This is a genomic window from Hominiventricola aquisgranensis, assembly GCF_040096225.1.
Lineage (GTDB): Bacteria > Bacillota > Clostridia > Lachnospirales > Lachnospiraceae > Hominiventricola > Hominiventricola aquisgranensis.
This window is the reverse complement of record NZ_JBBMFC010000016.1, coordinates 1-26722: the sequence shown is the minus strand read 5'-3', so window position 1 is coordinate 26722 and position 26722 is coordinate 1. Positions and strand designations below refer to the sequence as shown.

Sequence of the window (26722 nt, the reverse complement as noted above, 5' to 3'; positions counted from 1 at the left end):
ATATCATTTAATATTAGAAAATTGGAGGATTTAACGTGAAACAGTATTTTATCAAAGAGATTGATATAGAAAAGATATACCATTTGTCAGGCATAAAAATAGAGTTAGATTCTGCGAAACGTCAACATCTTCTGATAACAGGAAAAAATGGATCAGGAAAAACGTCTTTGTTGTTGAGAATTGAAAAATTTTTACGGGCAATTAATGATGAAAATCTTACGACTCTAATAGAGAAATATCCAGAGTGGAAGGATTGTGCTCAAAAAGATATAGAAAACGCATTAAATGAGACACAAAAGTTTAATGCAGAAAAAGACTATATAAAATGGTCTGAAAGAATAAAAAAATATAATGATGGAGTTCAAATTACTTTAAATGAGTATGATGGACTGGAAAAGGCTTATCAGGATGGAAATTTTATAACAGCATATTTTCCGTCAGAGCGAAAAGCACAGTTTACACAGCCTACAGGTGTGGAAGACATCAGATTATCGGACGCTTATAGAATTGATAAGGATGCTGGAAATATATTGCTTAAATATATGGTGCATCTAAAGACGCAGCAGGCATATGCGAGAAATGAGGGAGCTGAAGCTACAGCACAGAAAATTCAACAATGGTTTGATAGGTTTGAGTCAGCACTGCGTATTTTGCTGGATGAGCAATCGATTCATCTGGAGTATGATTACAAAAAATATAATTTTAGGATTCATCAGGATGGAAGAGAAGCATTTGGATTTAATGAATTGTCGGATGGATATTCTTCTGTCATTTACATGGTATCCGATTTAATTCTCAGAATGGATAAGAACTGGTTATTAAATGATGAAATCAGTCAGTATGATGAACAGGGAATTGTACTTGTTGATGAACTGGAAACACATCTGCATATTGAATTGCAGAAAAAGATATTACCATTTTTAACAGAGTTCTTTCCAGGATTACAGTTTATTGTAACAACGCATTCACCATATATTCTGAATTCTATTTCAAATGCAAAAGCGTATGATCTGGAAAGACATATGGAGTTAGAAGATTTATCTGCATTTTCTTCGGACGATCTTGCAGAGGGGTATTTTGAAGCAGATGAATATTCTGACAAGCTGAAGAAGCGGCTTGGACGTTATGAATACCTTTGCTTTCAAAAAAATCCAACGAAAGATGAGATGGCAGAAAGAGCTGAAATTAGAATCGAATTAAAAAATATGTCATCAGAACTTTCAGGAACTGCAAAAGAAAAGTTTGAAGATATTGAACGGAGAAGAAAAGCAAATGATTAAGATTCAAAGAAGAATTACAGGGAAAACTCCGTTGGCAGTGGAAGATCTTCGAAAAGCCAGCTTATCTGAAAGTTCGTATAATACAGAAAATGTCAATCTGGCTTTGAAGGAAGTGTTTTATGGAAAATGTTATATTTGCGAAAATAAAGAGGCAACATCTTATCAGATAGAGCATTTGGTTCCACATCGTGGCGATAAACAACTGAAATATTCATGGGAAAATCTGTTTTGGGTTTGCGCACATTGCAATAATACAAAATTAGGGAAGTATGATCCAATATTGGACTGCACAAAAGATGCGGTGGAAAAATTAATAGCTTTCCGGAAGAAAGGATATTTTGGTTCAGAAGAAAAACTGGAGTTTACACCGGTAGCGGAAGAAACTGAAACCGTGAAAAATACAATTTCATTGTTACAAGATGTGTATTATGGAACAACTACACAGAAAAAAATGGAAGCCAGGATTATACGAAGAACTTTAAGAAAGGACTTATCGAAGTTTAAGGAGTATGTAAGAGAATATCAGGAAGCAGAGAGTGAAGATGAGAAGAAAGATATAGCTTGTCTTCTAAAGCGGGAGTTAGAAAATCAATCTGCATTTACTGCATTCAAACGATGGCTGATATGGGATAATGAAATGTATTCTGAGATAAGAGAATATATTCCTGAAAGCTAGAAATGGAGGAATAATGACACTATGAAACATATTTTGATTGTTGTAGACATGCAGAATGATTTTATTGATGGAGCACTGGGAACAAAAGAAGCAGTTGCCATTGTACCCAAGGTGGAGGATAAGATTCGGAATTTTGATGGCGAAGTTTTCTTCACAAGGGATACTCATGAGACCTGGTATCTGGAGACACAGGAAGGAAAGAATCTTCCGGTGCCTCATTGCATCCGTGGCACGGAAGGCTGGCAGATCCGGAAAGAATTGGATGCTTTGAGAAAGACAGAACCCATCGATAAGGAGACTTTTGGTTCTACGGATCTGGCTGCAGATCTGCTGGCTCTTCATGAAGACGAGGAGATCGGCAGTATTACGCTGGTAGGACTTTGCACAGATATCTGTGTGATCTCCAATGCATTGCTGCTCAAGGCAACACTTCCGGAAGTGCCCATCTATGTGGATGCAGCATACTGTGCAGGTGTGACGCCGGAGAGCCATGAAAATGCATTGAAAGCAATGGAAGCGTGCCAGATCAAGGTGATGAGGTAAAATATGACAGATGAAAGAATCAAGAATTTCAGTGAACTCAAACGGGTTTTAGAATGACGCTCTGAACTTTCAGCATCGCCTATTCTATAATAAAGCTTGTGTCTAAATATTTCAAATGTATACATATAGAAATAGTTGAAATCATACCATCGGACATTGAAAATCTGATTTATGTAGTAAGAAACAAACAAGTCATGGTGGATAGTGATCTGGCAATACTTTATCAAGTAGAAACAAAAGCTTTAAATCGTGCAGTAAAAAGAAATATAAAACGATTTCCAGAAGATTTTTGTTTTCAGCTTACAACAGAAGAAGCAGGTATTGTAAGAGATATTTTACAGAGATTGGAATTAGAAACAGAAGAATAGAAAAGTAAGTTATGCAGAAAGGCGTGAGTCATAAGAATATGGCTTGCGTCTTTTTATGTCTGGATAAGAAAGAAAGCAAACTGGCAGAAGAAGAGAAAAATTTGTGGTAAAAATGTGGCCAAATCAAGAAAATCGAGTGCGAAAGCAAGTGAAAAATCCCTGTAAGCTGTGATATACGCCATGCACAGCTCGGGAAAGAACTCCCTCACTGTCGGGCTGTCGCCCTATACATTTCCATGAAAAATCCCTCTTTATCAAGCAAGCTTGAAAGAGGGATTTTCACGTAAATGTGCATGACTCGTAGCTTTCACAAATATTTCACAAAATAATTAGCACTCACCTATTGACAGTGCTAACAACTGGTGATATAGTACACATAGAACAAAGAAATAGACATCAGTATGTCAGATTTATAATTTGGCATCAGCTATGCGAGGCGAGGAGGCGAGCATATGAACATTCAGAAATTTACACAGAAATCTGTGGAAGCAGTCAATAATCTGGAAAAGACTGCCATGGAATATGGCAATCAGGAGATTGAGCAGGAACATCTGATGTATTGTCTTCTGACTCAGGAGGAGAGCCTGATCTCCAGACTGATTTCCAAGATGGATATAGATTCTACGTTGTTTAAGGAACAGGTGGAGCAGGCACTGAATCGGAGAGTGAAAGTATCCGGTGGTCAGCCTTATGTGGGTCAGTACTTGAATAAAGCCTTGATTAGTGCAGAAGATGAAGCAAAGCGGATGGGTGATGAGTACGTGTCCGTGGAGCATCTGTTTCTGTCATTACTGGACAATCCGAGTCCTTCCATGAAGGATTTGTTCCGGGAAAACGGTATTACCAAAGATCGTTTTCTGAAGGCATTGTCCAGCGTCCGCGGCAATCAGCGTGTGACCAGCGACAATCCGGAAGCAACTTATGACACATTGAACAAATATGGTACAGAGCTGGTAGCGCGTGCCAGAGAGCAGAAGCTTGATCCAGTGATCGGACGTGATGCGGAGATCCGGAATGTGATCCGTATTCTGTCCCGTAAGACCAAGAATAACCCGGTGCTGATCGGTGAACCTGGTGTTGGTAAGACAGCCGTTGTAGAAGGCCTGGCACAGCGTATCGTCCGTGGTGATGTACCGGAAGGATTGAAGAATAAGAAGATTTTTTCACTGGATATGGGTGCTCTGGTGGCAGGAGCCAAATACAGAGGTGAATTTGAAGAGCGTCTGAAAGCAGTTCTGGAAGAGGTCAGAAAGAGCGAAGGACAGATTATTCTGTTTATTGATGAGCTGCATCTGATCGTGGGAGCAGGCAAGACCGATGGTGCCATGGATGCGGGTAATATGCTGAAACCTCTGCTTGCAAGAGGGGAACTGCATTGTATCGGTGCGACCACTCTTGATGAGTACCGTCAGTATATTGAGAAGGATGCGGCACTGGAACGTCGTTTCCAGCAGGTACTGGTGGATGAGCCGTCTGTGGAAGATACGATTTCTATCCTTCGTGGTCTGAAAGACCGTTACGAAGTATTCCATGGAGTGAAGATCACAGACTCAGCCCTGGTGGCAGCAGCAACCCTGTCCCATCGTTATATTTCCGAGCGTTTTCTGCCGGATAAAGCCATTGACCTGGTGGATGAGGCTTGCGCACTGATCAAGACCGAGCTGGATTCCATGCCGACGGAGCTGGATGAGCTTCGTAGAAAAGTTCTTCAGATGGAGATTGAGGAAGCCGCTCTGAAAAAAGAGACTGACAGACTCAGTCAGGACAGACTGCAGACGTTGCAGAAGGAACTGGCTGACTTAAGAGATGAATTTAATAATAAGAAAGCACAGTGGGATGATGAGAAGAAATCCGTGGAGAATCTGTCCAAGATCCGTGAAGAGATCGAGGATGTGAACCGTCAGATCCAGGCTGCCCAGCAGGGCTATGATCTGGAAAAGGCTGCACAGCTTCAGTATGGACGTCTGCCGCAGCTGCAGAAGCAGTTGGAGGAAGAGGAGGAGAAGGTTAAGAATAAAGACCTGTCTCTGGTTCATGAGAGCGTGACCGACGAAGAGATTGCCAGAATCATTTCCCGTTGGACCGGCATTCCGGTGGCAAAGCTGACCGAGAGTGAGAGAAATAAGACCCTGCATCTGGATGAAGAACTCCATAAGAGAGTCATCGGACAGGATGAAGGTGTACAGAAAGTTACAGATGCGATCATTCGTTCCAAAGCAGGTATCAAGGATCCGACCAAGCCGATTGGATCATTCCTGTTCCTTGGACCAACTGGTGTAGGTAAGACGGAGCTTGCAAAAGCACTGGCTGCCAGTCTGTTTGATGATGAACAGAATATGGTGCGTATCGATATGAGTGAATATATGGAGAAATACTCCGTATCCCGTCTGATCGGAGCACCGCCTGGATATGTAGGATACGAGGAAGGTGGTCAGCTGACAGAGGCTGTCAGAAGACGTCCGTACTCGGTTGTGCTCTTTGATGAGATTGAGAAGGCTCACCCGGATGTATTCAATGTACTGCTGCAGGTATTGGATGATGGTCGTATTACCGATTCCCAGGGAAGAACTGTGGACTTCAAGAACACGATTCTGATCATGACCTCCAACATTGGTTCCAGCTATCTGCTGGAAGGCATTGACGAGAAAGGCGATATCCGTCCGGAGTGTGAGAAACAGGTAATGGGTGACTTGAGAGCTCACTTCAGACCAGAGTTTCTGAACCGTCTGGATGAGATCATCCTGTTCAAACCGCTGACGAAGGATAACATCGGACACATTGTGGATCTGATGATGGCAGATGTGAACAAGAGACTGGAGGACAAGGAACTTCAGATCGAGCTTACAGATGCAGCCAAGGCTTACATTGTAGAGAACGGATATGATCCGGTCTATGGTGCCCGTCCGCTGAAGAGATTCCTTCAGAAGAATGTGGAGACTATGGCGGCAAGATATATTCTTGGCGGAGACGTCCATGCAGGCAGTGTGATGGTCGTTGACAGAGATGGCGATGGTCTTACCATCCGAACAAAATAAACTAAAATAAAGGCTCCTGTCTGGCAAATATAATTTGCCGGGCGGGAGCTTTTTACGCCTCATAAAACCAAATTTCCGCGCATAGGATACAACTAGGAAAAGTGCACTTTTTTCAAATGGTTATGGTATACTGGAAGCAAGACTATACAGGGGTCGAAAAGGAGAAGAATATTATGGCAAAGTATGTAATGGCACTGGATGCGGGCACAACCAGCAATCGTTGTATCCTGTTTGACAAGAAAGGAACCATGTGCAGCGTGGCGCAGAGAGAATTCAAACAGTATTTTCCAAAGCCGGGCTGGGTAGAGCATGATGCAGACGAGATCTGGGCAAGCATGCTTGGCGTAGCCGTGGAAGCGATGAGCAGGATCGGAGCTACTGCACAGGACATCGCGGCAATCGGTATCACCAATCAGCGTGAGACCTCCATTGTGTGGGATAAAAATACAGGAGAACCGGTCTATCATGCCATCGTATGGCAGTGCCGCAGAACTTCTGAGTATTGTGATTCTCTGAAGGAGAAGGGGCTGACGGAGAAATTCCGCAGAAAGACAGGCCTTGTGATCGATGCGTATTTCTCAGGAACCAAGGTGAAATGGATTCTGGACAATGTGCCGGGAGCCAGAGAACGGGCAGAAAAAGGGGAGCTGCTGTTTGGTACGGTGGAGACCTGGCTGATCTGGAAGCTGACCAAAGGTGCTGTTCATGTGACGGATTATTCCAACGCATCCAGAACTATGCTGTTCAATATCAATACCCTTCAGTGGGATGAAGAAATCCTGAAAGAGCTGGATATCCCGGCGAGCATGCTTCCGGAGGCAAAGCCTTCCAGCTGTATCTACGGAAAGACCGAGTCCTCATTTTTGGGTGGAGAGATCCCTATTGCGGGCGCGGCAGGAGATCAGCAGGCAGCATTGTTCGGTCAGACCTGTTTTGAACCGGGCGAGGCAAAGAATACTTATGGAACGGGCTGCTTTATGTTGATGAATACAGGTGAAAAACCGGTATTTTCCGATAACGGACTGGTCACCACAATTGCATGGGGACTGGACGGAAAAGTTCATTATGCACTGGAAGGTTCTATCTTTGTGGCCGGGGCAGCGATCCAGTGGCTGCGGGATGAATTGAAGATCATTGATTCCTCACCGGATTCGGAATATATGGCACAGAAAGTACCGGATACCAATGGCTGTTATGTGGTTCCGGCATTTACCGGACTAGGTGCTCCGTACTGGGATCAGTATGCAAGAGGAACGATCGTGGGTATTACTCGTGGCGTCAATAAGTACCATATTATCCGGGCAACACTGGAATCTCTGGCTTATCAGGTCAACGATGTTCTGGTTGCCATGGAGGCAGATTCGGGCATCCGTCTGGCAGCATTGAAGGTGGACGGAGGTGCAAGTGCCAATAATTTCCTCATGCAGACGCAGGCAGACATTATTCAAGCACCGGTGAACCGTCCACAGTGTGTGGAGACTACGGCGATGGGAGCTGCTTATCTGGCAGGTCTGGCAGTGGGATACTGGTCTGATAAAGAAGAAGTTATCAAGAACTGGGCCATCGATCAGATCTTTGAGCCGAAGATCAGTGAGGAAGAACGCAAGAAGAAGCTGAAGGGATGGAAGAAAGCAGTAAAATATGCCTACGGCTGGGCAAAAGAGGACTAAGAAGATAACGTTGCAGGAATGTTCCTGAGGGAGCAGAATATACCATCCGATAAGAACGAGAAGTGTTGTGGAAAATGAATAAGGAGGAGTTCTATGTTACCCTATATCTCTGAATTTCTTGGAACAATGCTGCTGATCATTCTTGGTGATGGCGTTGTTGCTAACGTTACGCTCAATAAATCCGGCATGAAGGGTGCAGGAAGTATTCAGATCACCTTTGCATGGGGGCTTGCAGTCATGATCCCTGCATGCATTTTTGGGGCGGCTTCCGGCGCATCCTTCAATCCGGCGCTGACACTGGCACTTGCCATGGACGGAAGCTTTGCGTGGAGCATGGTGCCAGGCTATATTCTTGCACAGTTTGCCGGTGCGTTTGTGGGAGCAGTTATTGTATATCTGTTGTTCAAGGCACAGTTTGATGCTACCAAGGAAGCAGGAACCAAGCTGGGTGTATTCTGTACTGCACCATCGGTTCCCAATACCGGGCTTAACATGTTCAGCGAAGCAGTGGGAACCTTTGTGCTTGTATTTGCCATCAAAGGGATGGCAAATGTGCCGGGACTTACAGACGGACTTGGAAAATTCATTGTATTTGGAATCATCGTGTCTATCGGTATGTCTCTGGGCGGACTGACCGGTTATGCTATCAATCCGGCGAGGGACTTAGGACCGAGATTTGCTCATACGGTACTGCCGATCCATGAGAAAGGCAGTTCCAGCTGGGGATACGCAATTGTTCCACTGTTGGGACCGATCCTGGGTGCACTGGCAGCAGTGGCACTTTACGGAGCAATTCCGTGGTAACCATGTACGATGTGGTGATCATTGGCAGCGGCGTGTCGGGGGCAGCCTCGGCACGGGAGCTGTCCCGGTACGAAGGTAAGATCTGTGTAGTGGAGAAGGAAGAGGATGTGTGCTGTGGAACCTCTAAGGCCAACAGTGCCATTATTCATGCCGGATACGATGCACAGGAAGGTTCGCTCATGGCAAAGCTTAATGTGCGGGGCAATGAGCTGATGGGAAAGCTGTCAGAAGATCTGGATATATTATTTGAGCGGATCGGGTCGCTGGTAGTCTGTCTTTCGGAGGAAGACATGCCTGGACTGAAGGCTCTCTATGACCGTGGGATTGCCAACGGGGTCAAGGATCTGCGTATCCTGGACCGGAAAGAAGTTCATGAGATGGAGCCGAATCTGACAGCGGAAGTGTGTGCAGCACTGTATGCACCAACGGCAGGCATTGTGTGTCCCTTTGGACTCAATCTGGCACTGGCAGAGAATGCCTGTGAAAATGGGGTGGAATTTAAGTTTAACACAGAAGTCAAAGGGATTCGAAGGCTGGAATATGGATGGGAGCTTCTGACAGACCGGGGAAATATCAGAACCCGGGCGGTGGTCAACGCAGCTGGTGTCTATGCAGATTATTTTCATAACATGGTCAGTGAGCGCAAGATCCATATTACACCCAGACGCGGTGAATACTGTCTGCTGGATAAGACAGCCGGTGAGCATGTGAAGCATACCATCTTTGCACTTCCTGGAAAATATGGCAAAGGCATTCTGGTGTCACCGACAGTTCATGGAAATCTCTTACTGGGTCCGACAGCACTGGATATTGAGGATCGGGAAGGAACCAATACCAGCACTGCCGGGCTTTCGGAAGTTATTAAGAAGGCTGCCCTCAATGTGAAGGATCTGCCTTTTGGACAGGTGATCACATCTTTTGCGGGACTTCGGGCACATGAAGACGGACACGAATTTATCATCGGGGAAGTGGACGGCGCAGATGGATTCTTTGACTGCGCGGGCGTGGAATCTCCGGGGCTGACCAGCTGTCCTGCCATCGGAGAGCTGGTGGCGGAGCAGGTGAGCCGGAAATTAAGATTAAAGAAAAAGAAACATTTTATTGCTAAGAGAAAAGGTATCTTCCATCCGGATTCCTTATTTCTTGAAGAAAGAAATGCGCTGATCCGTGAAAATCCTGCCTATGGAACGATTATCTGCCGGTGTGAGCGGATCACGGAAGGTGAGATCCTGGATGCCATTCACAGACCTTTAGGAGCAAGATCCGTGGACGGTGTGAAGCGGCGGACCAGAGCTGGCATGGGCCGGTGTCAGGGCGGCTTTTGTGGACCGAAAGTCATGGAGATCCTCTGCCGGGAGCTGGGAGAAGATATGCAGCAGATCACCAAAGCGGGCGGAGCATCCTATATGGTGAAAGGCTGCTGCAAAGATGCATTTGAGGATGCTTATGACATTGTCATCATTGGCGGTGGTCCGGCAGGACTGGCAGCAGCCATCTCAGCTCGGGAGCAGGGGATGGAACGCATTCTGATCCTGGAGCGTGACAGGGAATTGGGAGGCATCCTGAACCAATGTATTCATAATGGATTCGGACTTCATATTTTTCATGAAGAACTGACCGGGCCGGAATATGCTCAGAGGTATATTGATCTGGTGCAGGAAAAACAGATCGAATATCGGCTGGATACTATGGTACTGGAGATTGGAGCAGACAAAAAAGTCACGGCCATGAACAAGAAGGATGGGTTGTCTATCATCCAGGCAAGAGCGGTGATCCTTGCCATGGGATGCAGGGAACGGCCACGGGGAGCTCTGAATATTCCGGGCTTTCGTCCGGCGGGAATCTATTCCGCGGGAACTGCTCAGAGGCTCATCAATGTGGAAGGAGTCATGCCGGGACATGAGGTGGTGATCCTTGGTTCCGGTGATATTGGTCTGATCATGGCAAGGAGACTTACGCTGGAAGGTGCACATGTGAAGCTGGTGGCGGAGCTTATGCCAAAGTCCGGTGGATTACAGAGAAATATTGTCCAGTGTCTGGAAGATTTTGATATTCCATTAAAATTGCGGCATACAGTGACTGAAATCCATGGAAAAGAGCGGCTGACCGGTGTGACCCTGGCACAGGTGGATGAGAAAGGAACACCCATAGAGGGAACAGAGGAGGAGATTTCCTGTGATACATTGCTGCTGGCTGTGGGGCTGATCCCGGAAAATGAGCTGTCCAGAGAGGCAGGGATTCAGATTGATCCGAAGACGAAAGGACTGGTAGTAAATGAGATGCTGGAGACCAGTCTTGAAGGAGTCTTCGCCTGTGGTAATGTGCTGCATGTTCATGATCTGGTGGATCATGTGTCAGAGGAAGCAGCTCTTGCAGGAATCTATGCGGCGGAATATGTGCGGACAGGGCAGGCATTTCGGGAAAGTCACAGTCACGGACGGCAGGAGGTGTGATGGATGGAACGTAAGAAACTGATCTGCATCGGTTGCCCGAAAGGCTGTGAACTGACCGTGTTTCTGGATGGAAAACAGGTCACAAAAGTAGAAGGAAATCACTGTAAAAAAGGTGCAGTCTATGGAGAAAAAGAAGTAACAGCTCCGACCAGGATCGTGACGAGCACTGTTACGGTGCTGGAAGGTGAGATACCGGTGGTTCCCGTAAAGACAGCTTCTGATATACCGAAAGATAAAATTCTGGCCTGTGTGCAGGCTCTGAAGAATGTGAAGGTGACAGCTCCTGTGGAGATTGGAGACGTGATCGTTCATGATATCGTACATACAGGTGTGGCTGTAGTCGCAACAAAGAAAATCCGTGTAAATGCAACAAAAAAATACCTTTACAAAGAGCTGTAAGTATGTTAGAGTAACAGAGTATGAAATTCAGCCGTCATTCAGAGTCTGGACACTCCGACCGGCCCTTGATGACAGGCGTTTAAAAGTATAGGAGGAAGAAACATGATTTCTAAGGAAAAAAAGCAGGCAATCATTGCAGAGTACGGACGTTGTGAGGGAGACACCGGTTCACCGGAGGTACAGGTAGCTATCCTGACCGCTAGAATCCAGGAGCTTACTGAGCATCTGAAAGTTAACCAGAAAGACCATCATTCCAGAAGAGGTCTTCTGAAAATGGTAGGACAGAGACGTGGTATGCTGGCATATCTGAAAGAGAAAGATATCGATAGATACCGTGCACTGATCGCAAAATTAGGTCTTAGAAAATAAGAAACCATAGGGCGGAGAATTTCTCCGCCCTGTTTTGAGTGGAAGATAAGTTCCGAGACCACTGAAAAGCGCAGAAATCAGTGCTTTTCTGTTCTTTTCAGTAGTTTCGGTATCTTCCACAAGCAATTCAGAAAGGAGATACAATTATGTACAAAAGTTACACAATGGAGCTGGCAGGCAGAACTCTGAGAGTTGATATTGGTCGTGTTGCAGCTCAGGCAAATGGTGCAGCTTTCATGCACTACGGTGATACAGTTGTTCTGTCTACTGCAACTGCATCTGACAAGCCGAGGGATGGAATTGATTTCTTCCCGCTGAGTGTAGAATATGAAGAGAAAATGTATTCTGTCGGAAAGATTCCGGGAGGATTCAACAAGAGAGAGGGTAAAGCATCTGAAAATGCGATCCTGACATCCCGTGTTATCGACCGCCCGATGCGTCCTCTGTTCCCGAAGGATTACAGAAATGATGTAACCCTGAACAATATGGTTATGAGTGTTGACCCGTCCTGCCGTCCGGAGTTGGTGGCTATGCTGGGTGCAGCAATCGCAACCTGCATCTCTGACATTCCGTTTGACGGACCGTGTGCAATGACTCAGGTAGGTATGATCGATGGCGAGTTTGTGATCAACCCGAGCCAGGAGCAGTGGAAGAGCGGCGATCTGAACCTGACCGTTGCATCCACCAGAGAGAAAGTAATCATGATCGAGGCCGGAGCTAATGAGATTCCGGAGGCTAAGATGATCGAAGCAATCTATATGGCTCATGAAGTGAACCAGAAGATCATCACCTTCATTGATACGATTGTAGCTGAAGTTGGAAAACAGAAGCATGAGTATACAAGCTGTGCAGTTCCGGAAGAGCTGTTTGCAGCGATCAAAGAGATCGTTCCGCCAGAAGAGATGGAAAAAGCGGTATTTACCGATGATAAGCAGACTCGTGAGGAGAATATCCGTGTACTGACCGAGAGACTGACTGAGGCATTTGCTGAGAAGGAAGAATGGCTGGCAGTACTGGGAGAGGCTGTATATCAGTACGAGAAGAAAACTGTCCGTAAGATGATCCTCAAAGATCACAAGCGTCCGGATGGACGTGAGATCACCCAGATCCGTCCGCTGGCAGCAGAAGTTGATATTATCCCGAGAGTACATGGTTCTGCAATGTTCACTCGTGGACAGACTCAGATCTGTGACGTGTGTACACTGGCTCCGCTGTCTGAGCAGCAGAAGATCGATGGACTGGATGAGAATGAAGTAAGCAAGAGATATATGCATCATTACAACTTCCCGAGCTACTCTGTAGGCGAGACCAAGCCGTCCAGAGGACCGGGACGTCGTGAGATCGGACATGGCGCATTGGCTGAGAGAGCTCTGATCCCGGTATTGCCGAGTGAGGAAGAGTTCCCATATACCATCCGCTGTGTATCCGAGACCTTTGAGTCCAACGGATCTACTTCCATGGCTTCTACCTGTGCATCCTGTATGTCCCTGATGGCAGCAGGCGTACCGATCAAGAAGATGGTAGCAGGTATTTCCTGTGGTCTGGTAACCGGCGAGACCGATGATGATTTTGTTCTTCTGACCGATATTCAGGGTCTTGAGGACTTCTTCGGAGATATGGACTTCAAGGTAACCGGTACGACTGACGGTATTACTGCGATCCAGATGGATATCAAGATCCACGGACTGACCAGACCGATCGTTGAGGGTGCTATCGCAAGATGCCGTGAGGCAAGACTGTTCATCATGGATACTTGTATGAAGCCGGCAATCGCTGAGCCGAGAAAAGAAGTTGGTACTTATGCACCGAAGATCATTCAGATGAATATCGATCCGCAGAAGATCGGTGATGTGGTTGGTCAGAGAGGTAAGACCATCAATGCGATCATTGAGCAGACCGGTGTGAAGATCGATATCAATGATGACGGAGCTGTATCCATCTGTGGTACTGACAAAGAGAAGATGGAGAAAGCGAAAGAGCTGATCAATATCATCGTAACTGATTTTGAAGAGGGTCAGGTATTTACCGGTAAAGTTGTCAGCATCAAAGAGTTCGGCGCATTCCTTGAGTTTGCACCGGGCAAAGAGGGAATGGTTCACATTTCCAAGATCGCAAAAGAGCGTATCAACCGCGTAGAAGACGTTCTGACTCTGGGCGATGTAGTCAAAGTTGTCTGCCTTGGCAAGGACAAGATGGGAAGAATCAGCTTCTCTATCAAGGACTGCAAGGAGAACTAATGAAATATTGAACTGCATGTGAAGCAGTTACCCATAAAAGGGCAGTGTTTATGACAAAGTCATAGACACTGCCCTTTTTACATATATTGTAACAATTCAAAGCCATGAAATGAGCAAAAGTCGCTAGATGTCCGGGGGACATCTGCTTAGCGAGGACCGTAGTGAAACGGAGACAGCCTCGTAGAGGCGATTTTGCGAATATGGCTCTGAATTGTCATGTGTTTAGGAGTGGGACAACATGCGGAGTGAAGAGATGATAAAACTGCTTCCCTCTGGTCTTCGGGAGGTGCTGCAAAAGATGAATCTGGATGTAGCAGGCTTGCAGGAGATCCGTCTGCGGGCAGAACAGCCGGCAGTGATCCTCAGTCATGGAAAAGAGTATGTGTCACAGACGGTGATCCATCGCCGGCAGCTGGAAGAAACATTGGCTTATCTTGGCAATTATTCGCTGTATGCCTATGAAGAAGAGATTCGAAGAGGATATCTGTCCCTTCCGGGTGGGCACCGGGTTGGAATTGCAGGAAGAGTGGTGGTGGAGGATGGAAATATCCGTACAATCACGGCGATATCTTCTCTGAATCTTCGGTTTGCTCATCAGATCTTAGGATGTGCAGATGAAGTGGTTCCATTCCTGTGGCAGGATGGAGCCTTACAGTCCACACTGATCGTATCACCGCCGGGAAAAGGGAAGACAACCATGCTTCGGGACTGTATCCGACAGATTTCCAATGGAACACTGATCCATCCGGGCATGACTGTAGGCCTGGTGGATGAGCGGTCAGAGATTGCAGGGTGCAGTGGTGGAATTCCAGGAAATGATGTGGGAATCCGTACGGATGTGCTGGATGCCTGTCCAAAAGCAAAGGGGCTGATGATGCTGATCCGTTCTATGGCGCCGGAGGTGGTGGCAGCTGATGAGATCGGAAGCCAGGAAGATCTGGAAGCTTTTACCTATGCAATGCGCTGTGGCTGCGTACTGTTTGCGACCGTTCATGGTTCCTCATTCCGGGAACTTCTGGAAAAGCCGGTTCTGAAGGATCTGGTCAGAGAAAGGTTGTTTTCCCGCTACATTTTTCTGAAGAATGGAGAACTTCCCGGACAGGTGGAAGTTATCGTCAACGAGGAGGGAAAGAGACTTTGCTGAAGATCATGGGATGGAGTCTGATTTTGGTGGGAGGCTTAGGATTCGGGGATGCAGCAGCCAGAGAACTGGGAAAGAGAGTTGCACAGCTGGAAGAGCTGCAGCGGCTGTTATTGATCCTTCAGGGGGAGATCCGTTGTGTAAGGCTTACGCTGCCAGCGGTCTGTGAGCTCCTGGCAAAGGATGCAAAAGCACCATTTCAACAGTTCTTTTGGAAGGTATCTGAAGATCTTGGAAAGCGGACAGGACAGACGGCAGGAGAGATCTGGAGCCGGAATCTGAAAGAAATTCAAAAGCTTTTGTTTCTCACAAAAAAGGAACAGCAGGATCTGGAAGAATTTGGACAACTGCTGGGACGGATGGATATGCCCATGCAGTTAAACGCCATTCAGTTTTATCAGGAGAAAATAATGTTAAGTCTTGCAGAGGCAAAAGCAGCAGCCGACAGCCGACAGAAGCTGTACCGGTATCTGGGCGCGCTGGGTGGAGCAGCATTGGTGCTTGTGATCATGTAGGATTGGATACATGACTATTTTGAACAAGGTGGATATAGGGATGAACGAAGCGTTGTTATTTAAAATTGCGGCAGTAGGAATTCTGGTATCGGTACTGTCACAGGTACTCAAACACAGCGGGAGGGAAGAACAGGCATTTCTGACCAGTCTGGCAGGGCTTCTGCTTGTGCTGTTCTGGATCATTCCCTATGTATACGAGCTGTTTCAAATCATGCAGAAATTATTTACGCTCTGAGGAGGGAGATAAGAATGCTTCGAATCGCTATGATCGGGATCGCAGGCGTGCTGCTGGCATTGCAGGTGAAGGCATTAAAGCCGGAATATGGAATCTATCTCTGTCTGGCGGTGAGCCTGCTGGTATTTTTACAGATGACAGATCTGCTGGGAATGATTCTTGCCGGACTTCAGACCGTACAGGAAAGTCTGCCCCTGCAGGCCGGATATTTTAAAATTCTGTTGAAAATTATCGGAATCACGTATATTGCGGAATTTGCTTCGGATCTGTGTAAGGATGCCGGGTATGCCACTATCGCCGGGCAGATCCAGATGTTTGGCAAGCTGTCAGTGCTGGCGGCAGGAATTCCGGTGCTGACAGCACTTCTGAAGACCATCCGGGGATTCCTGAGCTGATGGAAAATGTGCCCTGAGACTGTCGGTGCTTTGCAAGACGGACAGGGCAGCATAAGAAGTATACATGGGAGGATACATATGGAACAGATCGATCTGTCTGAGATCCAGGAACTTCTGGATGATATTCTGGGCGGCACGGTGGACTTTCAGCAGCTGGTAGAACAGGGAACATCCGGGCAAAGTATCCTTTCCTGGGGTGGGATCCTTCATAATTTTGGGACAATTTTTCTGCAGGAACTGGTCATGCAGAAGAGGCTGTGGGTACATGTCTTATTGCTGGCGGTAGCATCTGCGGTGCTTCTCCATTTTGCAGAAGTGTTCAAGAACCGGAGCGTATCACAGATCAGTTTTGCCATGATCTACATGATCCTTCTGTTGATTCTGATGGTGTCCTTCCAGAACAGTATGGAGATCGCAAGAGATGTGCTGCTTGCCATGCGAAATTTTATGACGGTGCTGGCGCCGGCGTATTTTCTTGCAATGACGATGACCTCTTATGTGGCTTCGGCAGGGGTGTATTACGAATTTATTCTGTTGCTGGTGTCAGGCCTTCAGCGGGTCCTGGAATTGTTTGTGCTGCCGTGTATTGAGATCTATGTGCTGCTGGTTATGGTGGATCATCTGTCAGGGGAGGAACGGTTAAGTCGTCTGACAGAATTGTTGGAAATGGTGGTGGGCTGGAGTCTGAAAGGAGTGGTGGCTGCAGTCATGGCGTTTCATATGATCCAGGGACTGTTGACTCCGGCGGCGGATGCATTTCGGAAGCTGACCGTCAGCAAAGGAATCGAGATGATCCCGGGGATTGGGGATGCGGGAAGTTCCGTCACAGATATGGTGCTTGGATCAGCTATGTTGATTAAAAATGGGATCGGTGCGGCGGCACTGGTGGTGCTGCTCCTTCTATGCCTGATCCCACTGGCAAAGCTGGGAATCATGATGGCGGCCTATTATCTGCTGGCAGCAGTGCTGCAGCCCATATCAGATGAACGAATCACCGGCTGCCTTGCAGGAGTTGGCTGTGGCATGAAGCTATTATTTCAGACCATATGTATGGTGCTGGTGCTGTTCCTGCTGACTGTGGCATTGACCACGGCTATAACAGGGAGGTGATACATAAGATGGGGGGAAGTGACATTTTGCAAAAGAATCAGTCGGGATGGAAGGGAGAGGCAATATGCAGATATTTGTGGATATGGCGAAGACGCTGGCTGTATTCTGCTTACTGGAACAGGTGATCCTGAATCTTCTTCCCTCAGGCATCTATGAACGATATGTAAAATTTTATCTGGGACTGTTGCTGCTGATCTTATTGCTTCAGCCGGTGCTGCAGATATTTCACCTGACCGGACAATTGGACAGCCGGGTATTTACCAGTGCGTATGAATGGGAGGAGCAGGCGGAGATATGGAAGACAGAATGGAAACTGTCAGAGGACTGGCAGGAAAGATAAAAGAAAAATACTGGCCGCCAGGGAAAGACCAGCTGTTGATCCTGGTACTGGTGGGACTTCTGCTGGCAGTCATTGCGATTCCGGTTGAGAAGAAGGGGACTGCTGACGAAATATCCAGAGAGAGGGAGATGAACAGTGGCATGATGGGGAATTCTTCTGGGAGTGGAAATTCATCTGTGGATGACAATCTGGAGAGCGGCATGTCTGATGGAGAAGATGAGCCACTGTCGGATCTGGAAAAATATGAAGCTCAGACGGAGCAGAAGCTGGAAGAACTTCTGTCCACGGTAGATGGTGCAGGCCAGGTGAGGGTTATGCTGACCTGGGAAGGAAGCAGTGAGCGGCAGGTGGAAAAAGATCGGATCAGCAATGCGGACAGTGTGGAGGAAGAGACCATTTATCAGGAAAATGACAATGGAAAATATCCTTATGTGGTATCCTGGATCAATCCGAAGGTGACAGGAGTACTGGTGATCGCTGAAGGCGGTGGCAATACAAAAGTGAAAGCAGAGATATTAGAGGCCGTGCAGGCATTATTTGGAATTGAGCCTCATAAGATTAAAATAATGAAAATGGGAGAAGGAGGCAACATTGTTGAAAAAAATTAAAAAACCTGTTTTTAAGAAAAATCAGATCATTGTTACAGCACTGGCAGCTATGATCGCTGTGGCAGGATATCTGAATTATGCAGGCACATCCTTTGATAGCAGTATGCTGACAGCCGGAAGTGATTCGGTGTCTGAAAGTGATGATTCTGATATGACAGCCGATATTTCTGCAGAGGACATCTATGCACAGACGGGGGAAGAAGAGAAGACGGATATTGCCAGCCTGGATGAAGATTATGAGGAGACGGCATCTGCAGATGACAGTGTCGGGGAGACTGTCATGGCCAGCAGTACAGGAGGAAGCACGGTAGTGGCAGAAGCGAAAGTGACCAGAGAGCAGACCCGCTCCCGCAATAAAGAGATTCTTATGGAGGTCATCAACAGCACGAATATCAGTGATTCTGAGAAGCAGGATGCCATTGATGAGATGGTATCCATGACAGATGCCGCAGAGAAGGAACTGGCGGCAGAGACCTTATTGTCGGCACAGGGATTTGAAGATGTGGTCGTCAGTATCAGTGATTCCGGCGCAGATGTAGTGGTCAGCAGTACCCAGGTCAGTGATGCTAAACGGGCACAGATCGAGGATATCGTGAAACGAAAAACCGGGATCGAAGCTGCCAATATTACCATTACACCGGTGCAGGCAGCAGAGTAAACTTTTCGGGGAAATCTACAACAGCCCGGAGAAGTTTACAAAAATTGTAACAGCCCCGGATGATAGAATAAAAGATCGTATATACAACAGCCCACGAAGTCAGCATAAAAGCTCGTATGACGTGTATCGGACAAAACTGGCCCGCTATATTGTCTGGATTCGTACACGAAACGTGTACGCTCCCGACAATACACCGAACCAGTTTGTTCGCTCCAAGTCATAGCAGCGCAGTTTATTGCTGACTTTGCGGGCTGCTGCAGGTAACGGTTTGTTCTATCATCCGGGGCTGTCATGGATTTTTCGAAAATCTGTTGACAAATCGTTTGTATGGAATTATTATTGTATTAAATAAATAATACAATAGAGAAAGGAGTACAGCATATGGAGTGGAAATTGGATGACAGCAGACCAATCTGGATGCAGTTGGAAGAGCAGCTGACCAGGCGGATCCTGTCTGGATGGTATAAAGCCGGAGAAAAACTTCCAACAGTGCGTGACCTGGCTGCAGAAGCAGGTGTGAATCCCAATACCATGCAGCGGGCATTGGCCGCGTTGGACGGGGAAGGCTTAAGTATACCGAACCGGACAATCGGGAGAACCGTGACGGAAGATGAAGGCGTGCTGGAAGCCATGCGATCCAGACTTGCAGGAAATATTATCGATCAGTTCTTTGAGGCAACTGCAGAGCTCGGTTACAGCAAAGAACAGGCAGTACAGCTTTTGGAAAGGAGCATGAAAGAATGAGTGAGATATTGATACAGTGTCAGGATCTGCACAAGAGATACGGCAGAAAAGAAGCTCTTTGCGGTGTGAATCTGAGACTGGAAAGTGGAAAGATTGTGGGTCTGTTAGGACCCAATGGATCCGGTAAGACAACCTTGATCAAGATCCTGAACGGACTTTTGAAGCCGGATCAGGGAATGGTGACCATTGACGGGGAGGAGCCGGGCATACATACCAAATCAGTGATCAGTTATCTTCCGGACAAGCCTTATTTTGCAGACTGGATGAAGATTACAGATCTGCTGGAGCTGTTTGAAGATTTTTATGAGGATTTTGACCGGGCACGGGCGGAAAAGATGTGTCAGGAACTGGGAATTGATACCAAGTTGAAGATGAAGACCCTGTCAAAAGGAAATAAAGAGAAAGTTCAGTTGGTACTGGTCATGAGCAGACAGGCAAAACTGTATCTTCTCGACGAGCCCATCGCCGGTGTGGACCCGGCAGCCAGAGATTTCATCCTGTCAACCATTTTGAATAATTACAATCCGGACGGCACAGTACTGATCTCTACCCATCTGATCGCAGATGTGGAGCGGGTGCTGGATGAAGTCGTATTTTTAAAGGACGGACAGATCGTTCGCCAGGAACAGGTGGATGATATCCGCGAAAAAGAAGGCATGTCCGTAGATGAACTGTTCCGACAGGAATTTCGGGCAGTACCATTTGAGGGAGGTGAGTGGAATGTTAAGTAAGCTGGTGAAATATGATATCAAATCTCTGATCCGCGTGTTTATTCCGGTCTGGATCGTGGCACCGGTCATCGCAGTAATGCTGAGCGCAACCATTCATCTGCTTTCGGTAGCAGACGGACCGCTTATGAATGTATTTTCTGAATATATAGGTCCGATCCTGCTTGGAATCCTTGCAGTCCTTTTTGTGGCAGTGATCGTCGGCATGATGATCATGACACTGATCCTGGTGATCCGCAGATTCTGGAACGGTCTTCTGAAAGAAGAAGGTTATCTGGCATTTACCCTTCCGGTGGAAGTATGGCAGCTCATCGTATCCAAGGTGATCGTGGCGGCCATTGTAAATCTGATCAGTGGTCTGATTGCGGCACTTTCCTGCCTGATCCTGTTCCTTGGCATCTCCAAGGAGATCTTTTACAGTATGGGATATACGTTCAGTGTAATATGGAGATCAATGACAGGAGAGCTTGGTGCTTACACAGGTGTTCTGATCGTGCTTGGAATCCTGTTCCTGATCGTCACAAGCATCTGCGGAATCTATATGCTCTATGCATCTATGTCTCTGGGTCAGTTGATGGAGGGTCATCGGGTAGCAGGATCATTTCTGGCTTATATTGGCTTAAATATGGCTGTGAGTACCATCACTAATATCGGCACCATGATCGTCACGAACATATTACCGGATAATCTGGTGAATATCACGGCGGGTAATGCAGGATTGATCATCACCCTGTATATGCTGATCATGCTGGTGATAAATGGAATACAGGTAGCTGTATACCATGTGATCACGGAGTATGTGTTGACCAACAAACTGAATCTGGAGTAATGCTTGTATCCATTTCTGAAAATCAGTATAATACACTTATGCGAGAGTTTTCAGCCAGTTTAATACATCGAGAAGACTTGGCATGACATGAAAGGCAAGTGTGCGGATCTCATCTGTCGGCTGTACCTGGTCAGGAACCATGATCGGAGTCATGCCTGCGCAGTGAGCAGAACGGATGCCGTTAAAAGAATCCTCAATGGCAATGGACTTTGTGGGGTCTGCGTTAAGAATTTCGCAGGCCTTCAGAAAAATATCAGGAGCTGGTTTACTGTGTTCCACCATATCTCCGCAGACCAGTGTCTGAAAATAGGGAAGAAGTCCTGCAGTGCCGATCTCATCACGCACCAGATGCTGGGCCGTGGAGGAGGCAAGACCGACTTTGATGTCCTGTTCCTGAAGATAGTTTAACAGTTCACGAATGCCGGGTTTGGTAGGAAGCGGTACACCCTTATAGTGAGTATTAAAAAGCTCAGTCACTTCTGCACGATACGGATCAAAGGGAAAATCTGCACCGTAATTTTCCAGAAATATTTCCCGAGTACGTACACGATTGGTACCAAGACATTGAATGCAAGTGTGTTCTACATTTGGGATATTGTGTTTTTTAGCTACTTCTTTCCAAAATTCGATGACCAGACGTTCTGTATCGAAGATAACGCCGTCCATGTCAAAAACAACTGCCTGATATTGCATAGATGTTATACTCCTTTTTTCTTATGGTTGATCGTATACAGGGATTGTACCATATCTGACAGGGAAAAGGGAACTCAGAAAGGAAAGATACCATGGATTTATTTGACTATATGAGAACTAATACCATGAAATCCGAAGCGCCGCTGGCATCGCGTATGCGGCCGGAGACACTGGAAGAGATCGTGGGACAGCAGCATATTATAGGAAAGGACAAGCTGCTTTATCGTGCGATCCGGGCAGATAAGCTTGGATCTGTGATCTTTTATGGCCCGCCTGGAACCGGAAAGACCACCATTGCAAAGGTGATCGCTCATACAACGAAGGCAGAGTTTACCCAGATCAATGCTACGGTGGCAGGTAAAAAGGATATGGAGGATGTGGTGCGTCAGGCAAAGGACAATCTGGGCATGTACGGCAAACACACGATCCTGTTTGTAGATGAGATCCACCGGTTTAATAAGAGTCAGCAGGATTATCTGCTTCCTTTTGTGGAGGACGGTACATTGATCCTGATTGGTGCCACCACCGAAAATCCGTATTTTGAAGTAAATGGCGCATTACTGTCCCGGTCGATTGTCTTTGAACTGAAAGCACTGGAACCTGCGGATATCAAGCAACTTCTGAAGCGTGCACTTACTGACATGGAAAAGGGCATGGGTGCCTACCAGGCGGTGGCAGATGAGGATGCGCTGGATTTTCTGGCAGATATTGCCGGAGGAGATGCAAGAAATGCGTTAAATGCGCTGGAGCTTGGAATTCTGACTACAGAGAAAAGTGAGGATGGAAAGATCCACATTACGCTGGAGGTGGCATCTCAGTGTATTCAGAAAAAAGTGGTCCGCTATGACAAAGGCGGAGATAATCATTATGATACGATCTCGGCATTTATCAAGAGTATGAGGGGATCGGATCCGGATGCGGCGGTCTTTTATCTGGCGAAAATGCTGTATGCCGGGGAAGATATTAAATTTATTGCCCGCAGGATCATGATCTGCGCATCGGAGGATGTGGGAAATGCAGATCCACAGGCCATTCAGGTGGCGGTGGCAGCAGCTCAGGCAGTGGAGCGGATCGGTATGCCGGAAGCACAGATCATCTTGTCCCAGGCCGCTTCTTATGTGGCAGGTGCGCCTAAGAGCAATGCAGCCTGCAATGCAATCTTTGATGCCATGGCAGCGGTGAAGTCTACTACGACCACCGTTCCGGTTCATCTGCAGGATAAGCATTATGGTGGTGCAGAAAAGCTGGGACATGGCATCGGCTATAAGTATGCTCATGATTATCCAGAGCATTATGTGAAGCAGCAGTATCTGCCAGATGAACTGGTGGGACAGACATTCTACCATCCCACGGACATTGGTTATGAGAAGGTGATCGGTGATCGGCTTAAACGGCTGCGGGAGAGGGATCAGTGATTCGATTTCGCAGAATCCCGCATTCTGGCGGAAGTTTGATCGACTGATATTGCCACAGAATTTTCTCCAGCTCGTAGATGGCCGGTGTGAGAAATTTGTTTTTATGGTAGACCAGCTTAAAGGTGCGGTTCCATTCCAGATCTTCGTTGTGGAAGATTCGAAGTCGTTGGTGTCGGATCTCATGAGGCATGAGTCGCAGAGACATGACGGACAGCACTTTATTATAGAGAACCGCATTTAAAATGGTACGGGGGCAGTTGGCTTCCCAGGTGACTTTAAGAAGAAGCTTATGCTTATCAGCATAATTCTCAAAAAGCTGCCGGGTGCCGCTGCCTTTTTCGCGCATAGCAAAGGGTTGACCGTTCAGTTCATCGGAAAAGATCAGGTTGCGTTCATAAAATGGGTGGTGTTTTCCGGCGGCAAGAACCAGACAATCATCAATAATGGGGATCACTACCAGATCCGGAGATTGGATTTCGCCTTCTACTACCGCAGCATCCAGCTCAGATTTTAATAGTTTCTGTTCAATCTCTAAGGTATTGCTTACATAGGAATGGACTTCCAGACCGGGGGTGGATTCTTCCAGTTTCAGCATAACGGTGGGAGTTAGACAGGTTCCGACGGTCAGTGTGCTTCCAAGCTTCAGAATGGAAGTCTGCCCCTGGTTCAACATCAGTTCTTCCACTTCTGTGAACCGGTTCACAAGTTCCCTGGCCTGAGGGAGCAGAAGTGTTCCACGGTCGGTCAGGTATAGTTTCTTCCCTAACCGTTCAAACAGTAATCCATTGTAATGCTTTTCCAACTCCCGGATCGCCTGACTGATCGTTGGCTGAGAAAGATATAAGTGTTCCGCAGCAGCACTCATGGTGCCATATTCGGCAACTGCAAGAAAAATCGTAAGATGACGGATCGTCATGGAAAACCTCCTCAATATATAGGTAAAACCTATTGTTTTCATAAAATATTATCATTTTTCAAATAGATAGGCAAGTGATATGATAGAGACAATATGTGAGCCGGAATCATAAGATGCGGCGAAATGAATATACAAAGCAGATAAAGGAGGACAAGCATGGCAGCATTAACCATCAGCAAAGAGGAAGAGCAGCGCCTGAAGGGTCTGGGATTTCTGAATAACAAAGGAACGGATAACTTTTCCGCCCGTGTGATCACTGTGAACGGAAAGGTGACTGTGGCACAGCACAGATGCCTGGCAGAGGCCGCAGAAAAATTTGGAAACGGTAATCTGACATTTACCACCAGACTGACTGTGGAGGTGCAGGGCATTCCTTATGAAAATATCGAAGCATTCCGTGAGTTTATCGCAAAAGAAGGACTGACCACCGGAGGAACCGGTCCGAAGGTAAGACCGATCGTGTCCTGTAAGGGAACCACCTGTCAGTATGGTCTGCTGGATTCCTTTGGAATCTCTGAGGAGATTCATCATCGTTTTTATGTGGCTTATCATGACATCAAATTGCCGCATAAATTCAAGATCGCAGTAGGTGGATGCCCGAATAACTGTGTAAAACCGAACCTGAATGATCTGGGAATCATCGGTCAGAGAATCCCGGAATTTCATAAAGAGCTTTGCAAGGGCTGTAAAAAATGCGCTATTGAGGAAGCCTGTCCGATTGGTGCGTCAAAGGTGATCGATGGTGTTCTGGTAAGAGATGAGGAGAAATGTAACCATTGCGGTCGCTGCATTGGACATTGCCGTTTTGATTCTATCGTGGATGGTCAGTATGGATTTAAGATCTATATCGGCGGACGCTGGGGAAAACAGGTGTCCCAGGGACGTGCACTTGGCAAGATCTTTACCAGCAAGGATGAGGCACTGAACGTGATCGAGAAAGCAATCCTTCTGTATCGTGACCAGGGCTATGTGGGTGAGCGTTTTGCCAATACCATCGAGCGGCTTGGCTTTGAAAATGTGGAAAAGCAGCTTCTCTCTGATGAGATTTTGGATAGAAAAGAAGAGATCCTGACAGCAGAGCTGAAAACCAAATAAAATGGGATGGAATTCCATCTTGCAACCATAAAATCAACATGATATAATCCTATATTAGTGATGACGAAGATGACATTTCAAATAATTTTGTAATGTCATCTTTTTTTTCATTATGTAAACTACAAGAGGGAAGCGAGGAAATACTCATGAAAGAAAAGAAGAAAATGTCGCTGGCCATGCAGATCTTTATTGCACTGGTACTGGCCATTATTGCAGGTCTGCTGATGCAGAATTATGCAGATTTTGCAACCAACTATATTAAACCGTTCGGAACGATCTTCCTGAACCTGATCAAATTTATTGTGTGCCCGATTGTTCTGTTCTCCATCATGTGTGGTATCATTTCCATGAGTGATATCAGGAAAGTCGGATCTATCGGACTGAAAACCGTTGTCTTTTATCTGTGCACTACTGCATTTGCCGTAACCATCGGACTGGTTGGCGGTAATCTGTTCAAGGGAATGTTCCCGGTGGTTGCAACCACGGATCTGTCCTATGAGGCTGCAGAGGCAACCTCCTTTATGGATACGCTGGTAAATATTTTTCCGTCCAACTTCATCTCTCCAATGGTAGAGGCGAATATGCTTCAGGTCATCGTGATGGCTATTATTCTTGGTTTTGCCATTATTCTGGTGGGTGAGAAAAATGTCCGTGTGGTAAATGCATTTAACGATCTGAATGAGATCTTTATGAAATGTATGGAAATGATCCTGAAGTTATCACCGATCGGTGTGTTCTGCCTGCTGTGCCCGGTTATTGCATCCAATGGTCCGACCATCATCGGTTCTCTGGCTATGGTACTGCTGGCTGCTTATATCTGCTATTTTGTACATGCAGTGGTTGTTTACTCTCTGACAGTCAGCACACTGGGCGGCATGAGTCCTGTGAAATTCTTCAAAGGAATGATGCCGGCGATCATGTTTGCATTTTCCAGTGCATCTTCTGTGGGAACTCTGCCGATCAACTTAAGCTGTACCGAGAAGCTTGGTGCAAAACGTGAGATCGCTTCCTTCGTTCTTCCGCTGGGAGCAACTATCAATATGGATGGTACTGCTATCTATCAGGGCGTATGTGCGATTTTTATCGCATCCTGCTATGGTATTCAGCTGACTCTGCCGCAGATGCTGACCATTGTCCTGACCGCAACTTTGGCTTCCATCGGAACCGCAGGTGTACCGGGAGCAGGTATGGTTATGCTGGCAATGGTACTGACCTCTGTTGGACTTCCAATCGATGGTATCGCGCTGGTAGCAGGTGTCGACCGTATCTTCGATATGGGTCGGACAACCGTTAATATTACCGGTGATGCAGCTTGTACCATGGTCGTATCTAATATGGAAGCAAAAAAAGAAGTACGCAAAGCAAATAAATAGTGAGCAGTAAATTATTGGGGCTGTAAAAAAACTCCCCTGACAGAAAAATCGCCCAGACCGTGAGGTCTGAGCGATTTTTTGGTATAATTAATT

Annotated in this window: 26 protein-coding genes and 2 pseudogenes; 26 read left to right on the top strand and 2 right to left on the bottom strand. The window is 46.6% G+C overall.

Annotation, left to right across the window (positions count from 1 at the left end; translation table 11 throughout):
- Positions 1-35: 35 nt before the first annotated feature.
- From WMO62_RS09940 to WMO62_RS09830, 23 genes and pseudogenes are all read left to right on the top strand, one after another.
- Positions 36-1280, top strand: coding sequence for an AAA family ATPase (locus tag WMO62_RS09940; RefSeq protein ID WP_349144562.1), 1245 nt, complete (start codon positions 36-38; stop codon positions 1278-1280).
- Positions 1273-1956 carry an HNH endonuclease signature motif containing protein gene (locus WMO62_RS09935; protein WP_349144561.1) on the top strand — a complete coding sequence of 228 codons (684 nt, stop codon included), beginning with the start codon at positions 1273-1275 and terminating at the stop codon, positions 1954-1956. Before WMO62_RS09940 ends, WMO62_RS09935 begins: the two co-directional genes overlap by 8 nt.
- A gap of 21 nt (positions 1957-1977) precedes the next feature.
- On the top strand, positions 1978-2499 hold the full coding sequence (locus tag WMO62_RS09930; protein ID WP_349144560.1) for a cysteine hydrolase family protein: 522 nt from the start codon (positions 1978-1980) through the stop codon (positions 2497-2499).
- A 98-nt stretch (positions 2500-2597) separates the two neighbouring features.
- Positions 2598-2867, top strand: coding sequence for an ORF6N domain-containing protein (locus WMO62_RS09925; protein ID WP_435390479.1), 270 nt, complete (start codon positions 2598-2600; stop codon positions 2865-2867).
- Positions 2868-3319: 452 nt separating this feature from the next.
- Positions 3320-5902, top strand: coding sequence for an ATP-dependent chaperone ClpB (clpB, locus tag WMO62_RS09920; RefSeq protein ID WP_349144559.1), 2583 nt, complete (start codon positions 3320-3322; stop codon positions 5900-5902).
- A gap of 173 nt (positions 5903-6075) precedes the next feature.
- Complete coding sequence (glpK, locus tag WMO62_RS09915) at positions 6076-7572, top strand: glycerol kinase GlpK (protein ID WP_349144558.1); 1497 nt, start codon at positions 6076-6078, stop codon at positions 7570-7572.
- A 93-nt stretch (positions 7573-7665) separates the two neighbouring features.
- Positions 7666-8376, top strand: a complete 711-nt coding sequence (locus WMO62_RS09910; protein WP_349144557.1) for an MIP/aquaporin family protein — start codon at positions 7666-7668, stop codon at positions 8374-8376.
- Between the two features lie 2 nt (positions 8377-8378).
- Positions 8379-9806, top strand: a pseudogene (locus WMO62_RS09905) (NAD(P)/FAD-dependent oxidoreductase); the annotation flags it as partial.
- A pseudogene (locus tag WMO62_RS09900) lies at positions 9783-10787 on the top strand (NAD(P)/FAD-dependent oxidoreductase); the annotation flags it as partial. The pseudogenes WMO62_RS09905 and WMO62_RS09900, both read left to right, overlap by 24 nt.
- 45 nt (positions 10788-10832) lie before the next feature.
- Positions 10833-11228: a DUF1667 domain-containing protein gene (locus WMO62_RS09895; RefSeq protein WP_147601539.1), complete on the top strand. Its 396-nt coding sequence runs from the start codon at positions 10833-10835 to the stop codon at positions 11226-11228.
- Between the two features lie 102 nt (positions 11229-11330).
- On the top strand, positions 11331-11597 hold the full coding sequence (gene rpsO, locus WMO62_RS09890) for a 30S ribosomal protein S15 (RefSeq protein WP_349144556.1): 267 nt from the start codon (positions 11331-11333) through the stop codon (positions 11595-11597).
- Between the two features lie 146 nt (positions 11598-11743).
- Positions 11744-13834, top strand: coding sequence for a polyribonucleotide nucleotidyltransferase (locus tag WMO62_RS09885; protein ID WP_147601540.1), 2091 nt, complete (start codon positions 11744-11746; stop codon positions 13832-13834).
- A gap of 238 nt (positions 13835-14072) precedes the next feature.
- Positions 14073-14978, top strand: coding sequence for a stage III sporulation protein AA (spoIIIAA, locus tag WMO62_RS09880; RefSeq protein WP_349144555.1), 906 nt, complete (start codon positions 14073-14075; stop codon positions 14976-14978).
- Positions 14972-15490 carry a stage III sporulation protein AB gene (locus WMO62_RS09875; protein WP_349144554.1) on the top strand — a complete coding sequence of 173 codons (519 nt, stop codon included), beginning with the start codon at positions 14972-14974 and terminating at the stop codon, positions 15488-15490. The genes spoIIIAA and WMO62_RS09875 overlap by 7 nt, the downstream gene beginning before the upstream one ends.
- 40 nt (positions 15491-15530) lie before the next feature.
- Complete coding sequence (gene spoIIIAC, locus WMO62_RS09870) at positions 15531-15725, top strand: stage III sporulation protein AC (RefSeq protein WP_117496859.1); 195 nt, start codon at positions 15531-15533, stop codon at positions 15723-15725.
- 14 nt (positions 15726-15739) lie between these two features.
- Positions 15740-16120, top strand: a complete 381-nt coding sequence (locus WMO62_RS09865) for a SpoIIIAC/SpoIIIAD family protein (RefSeq protein ID WP_349144553.1) — start codon at positions 15740-15742, stop codon at positions 16118-16120.
- Between the two features lie 78 nt (positions 16121-16198).
- Complete coding sequence (locus tag WMO62_RS09860) at positions 16199-17230, top strand: stage III sporulation protein AE (RefSeq protein ID WP_349144552.1); 1032 nt, start codon at positions 16199-16201, stop codon at positions 17228-17230.
- Positions 17231-17294: 64 nt separating this feature from the next.
- Positions 17295-17570 carry a stage III sporulation protein AF gene (locus WMO62_RS09855; RefSeq protein ID WP_349144551.1) on the top strand — a complete coding sequence of 92 codons (276 nt, stop codon included), beginning with the start codon at positions 17295-17297 and terminating at the stop codon, positions 17568-17570.
- Positions 17525-18178: a SpoIIIAG-related protein gene (locus WMO62_RS09850; RefSeq protein ID WP_349144550.1), complete on the top strand. Its 654-nt coding sequence runs from the start codon at positions 17525-17527 to the stop codon at positions 18176-18178. Before WMO62_RS09855 ends, WMO62_RS09850 begins: the two co-directional genes overlap by 46 nt.
- Positions 18165-18836 carry a SpoIIIAH-like family protein gene (locus WMO62_RS09845; protein WP_349144549.1) on the top strand — a complete coding sequence of 224 codons (672 nt, stop codon included), beginning with the start codon at positions 18165-18167 and terminating at the stop codon, positions 18834-18836. Before WMO62_RS09850 ends, WMO62_RS09845 begins: the two co-directional genes overlap by 14 nt.
- A 381-nt stretch (positions 18837-19217) precedes the next feature.
- Positions 19218-19580, top strand: coding sequence for a GntR family transcriptional regulator (locus WMO62_RS09840; protein WP_147601546.1), 363 nt, complete (start codon positions 19218-19220; stop codon positions 19578-19580).
- Positions 19577-20311: an ABC transporter ATP-binding protein gene (locus tag WMO62_RS09835; RefSeq protein ID WP_118438899.1), complete on the top strand. Its 735-nt coding sequence runs from the start codon at positions 19577-19579 to the stop codon at positions 20309-20311. Before WMO62_RS09840 ends, WMO62_RS09835 begins: the two co-directional genes overlap by 4 nt.
- Positions 20301-21137: a hypothetical protein gene (locus WMO62_RS09830; protein WP_349144548.1), complete on the top strand. Its 837-nt coding sequence runs from the start codon at positions 20301-20303 to the stop codon at positions 21135-21137. The genes WMO62_RS09835 and WMO62_RS09830 overlap by 11 nt, the downstream gene beginning before the upstream one ends.
- 36 nt (positions 21138-21173) lie before the next feature.
- Here the strand turns inward: WMO62_RS09830 and WMO62_RS09825 are convergent, their stop codons facing one another.
- Positions 21174-21830: an HAD family hydrolase gene (locus tag WMO62_RS09825; RefSeq protein WP_349144547.1), complete on the bottom strand. Its 657-nt coding sequence runs from the start codon at positions 21828-21830 to the stop codon at positions 21174-21176.
- A 92-nt stretch (positions 21831-21922) separates the two neighbouring features.
- On the opposite strand from WMO62_RS09825, the gene WMO62_RS09820 reads away from it, so the two are divergent.
- Positions 21923-23245, top strand: a complete 1323-nt coding sequence (locus WMO62_RS09820) for a replication-associated recombination protein A (protein ID WP_117496851.1) — start codon at positions 21923-21925, stop codon at positions 23243-23245.
- On the opposite strand, the gene WMO62_RS09815 is transcribed toward WMO62_RS09820, so the two are convergent.
- Positions 23217-24161, bottom strand: a complete 945-nt coding sequence (locus WMO62_RS09815) for a LysR family transcriptional regulator (protein ID WP_349144546.1) — start codon at positions 24159-24161, stop codon at positions 23217-23219. The genes WMO62_RS09820 and WMO62_RS09815 overlap by 29 nt on opposite strands.
- A 156-nt stretch (positions 24162-24317) precedes the next feature.
- On the opposite strand from WMO62_RS09815, the gene WMO62_RS09810 reads away from it, so the two are divergent.
- Entirely contained in the window at positions 24318-25256 is a 939-nt protein-coding gene (locus tag WMO62_RS09810) for a ferredoxin-like domain-containing protein (protein ID WP_349144545.1), read from the top strand.
- A 146-nt stretch (positions 25257-25402) separates the two neighbouring features.
- Positions 25403-26629, top strand: a complete 1227-nt coding sequence (locus WMO62_RS09805) for a dicarboxylate/amino acid:cation symporter (protein WP_117496848.1) — start codon at positions 25403-25405, stop codon at positions 26627-26629.
- Positions 26630-26722 lie beyond the last annotated feature (93 nt).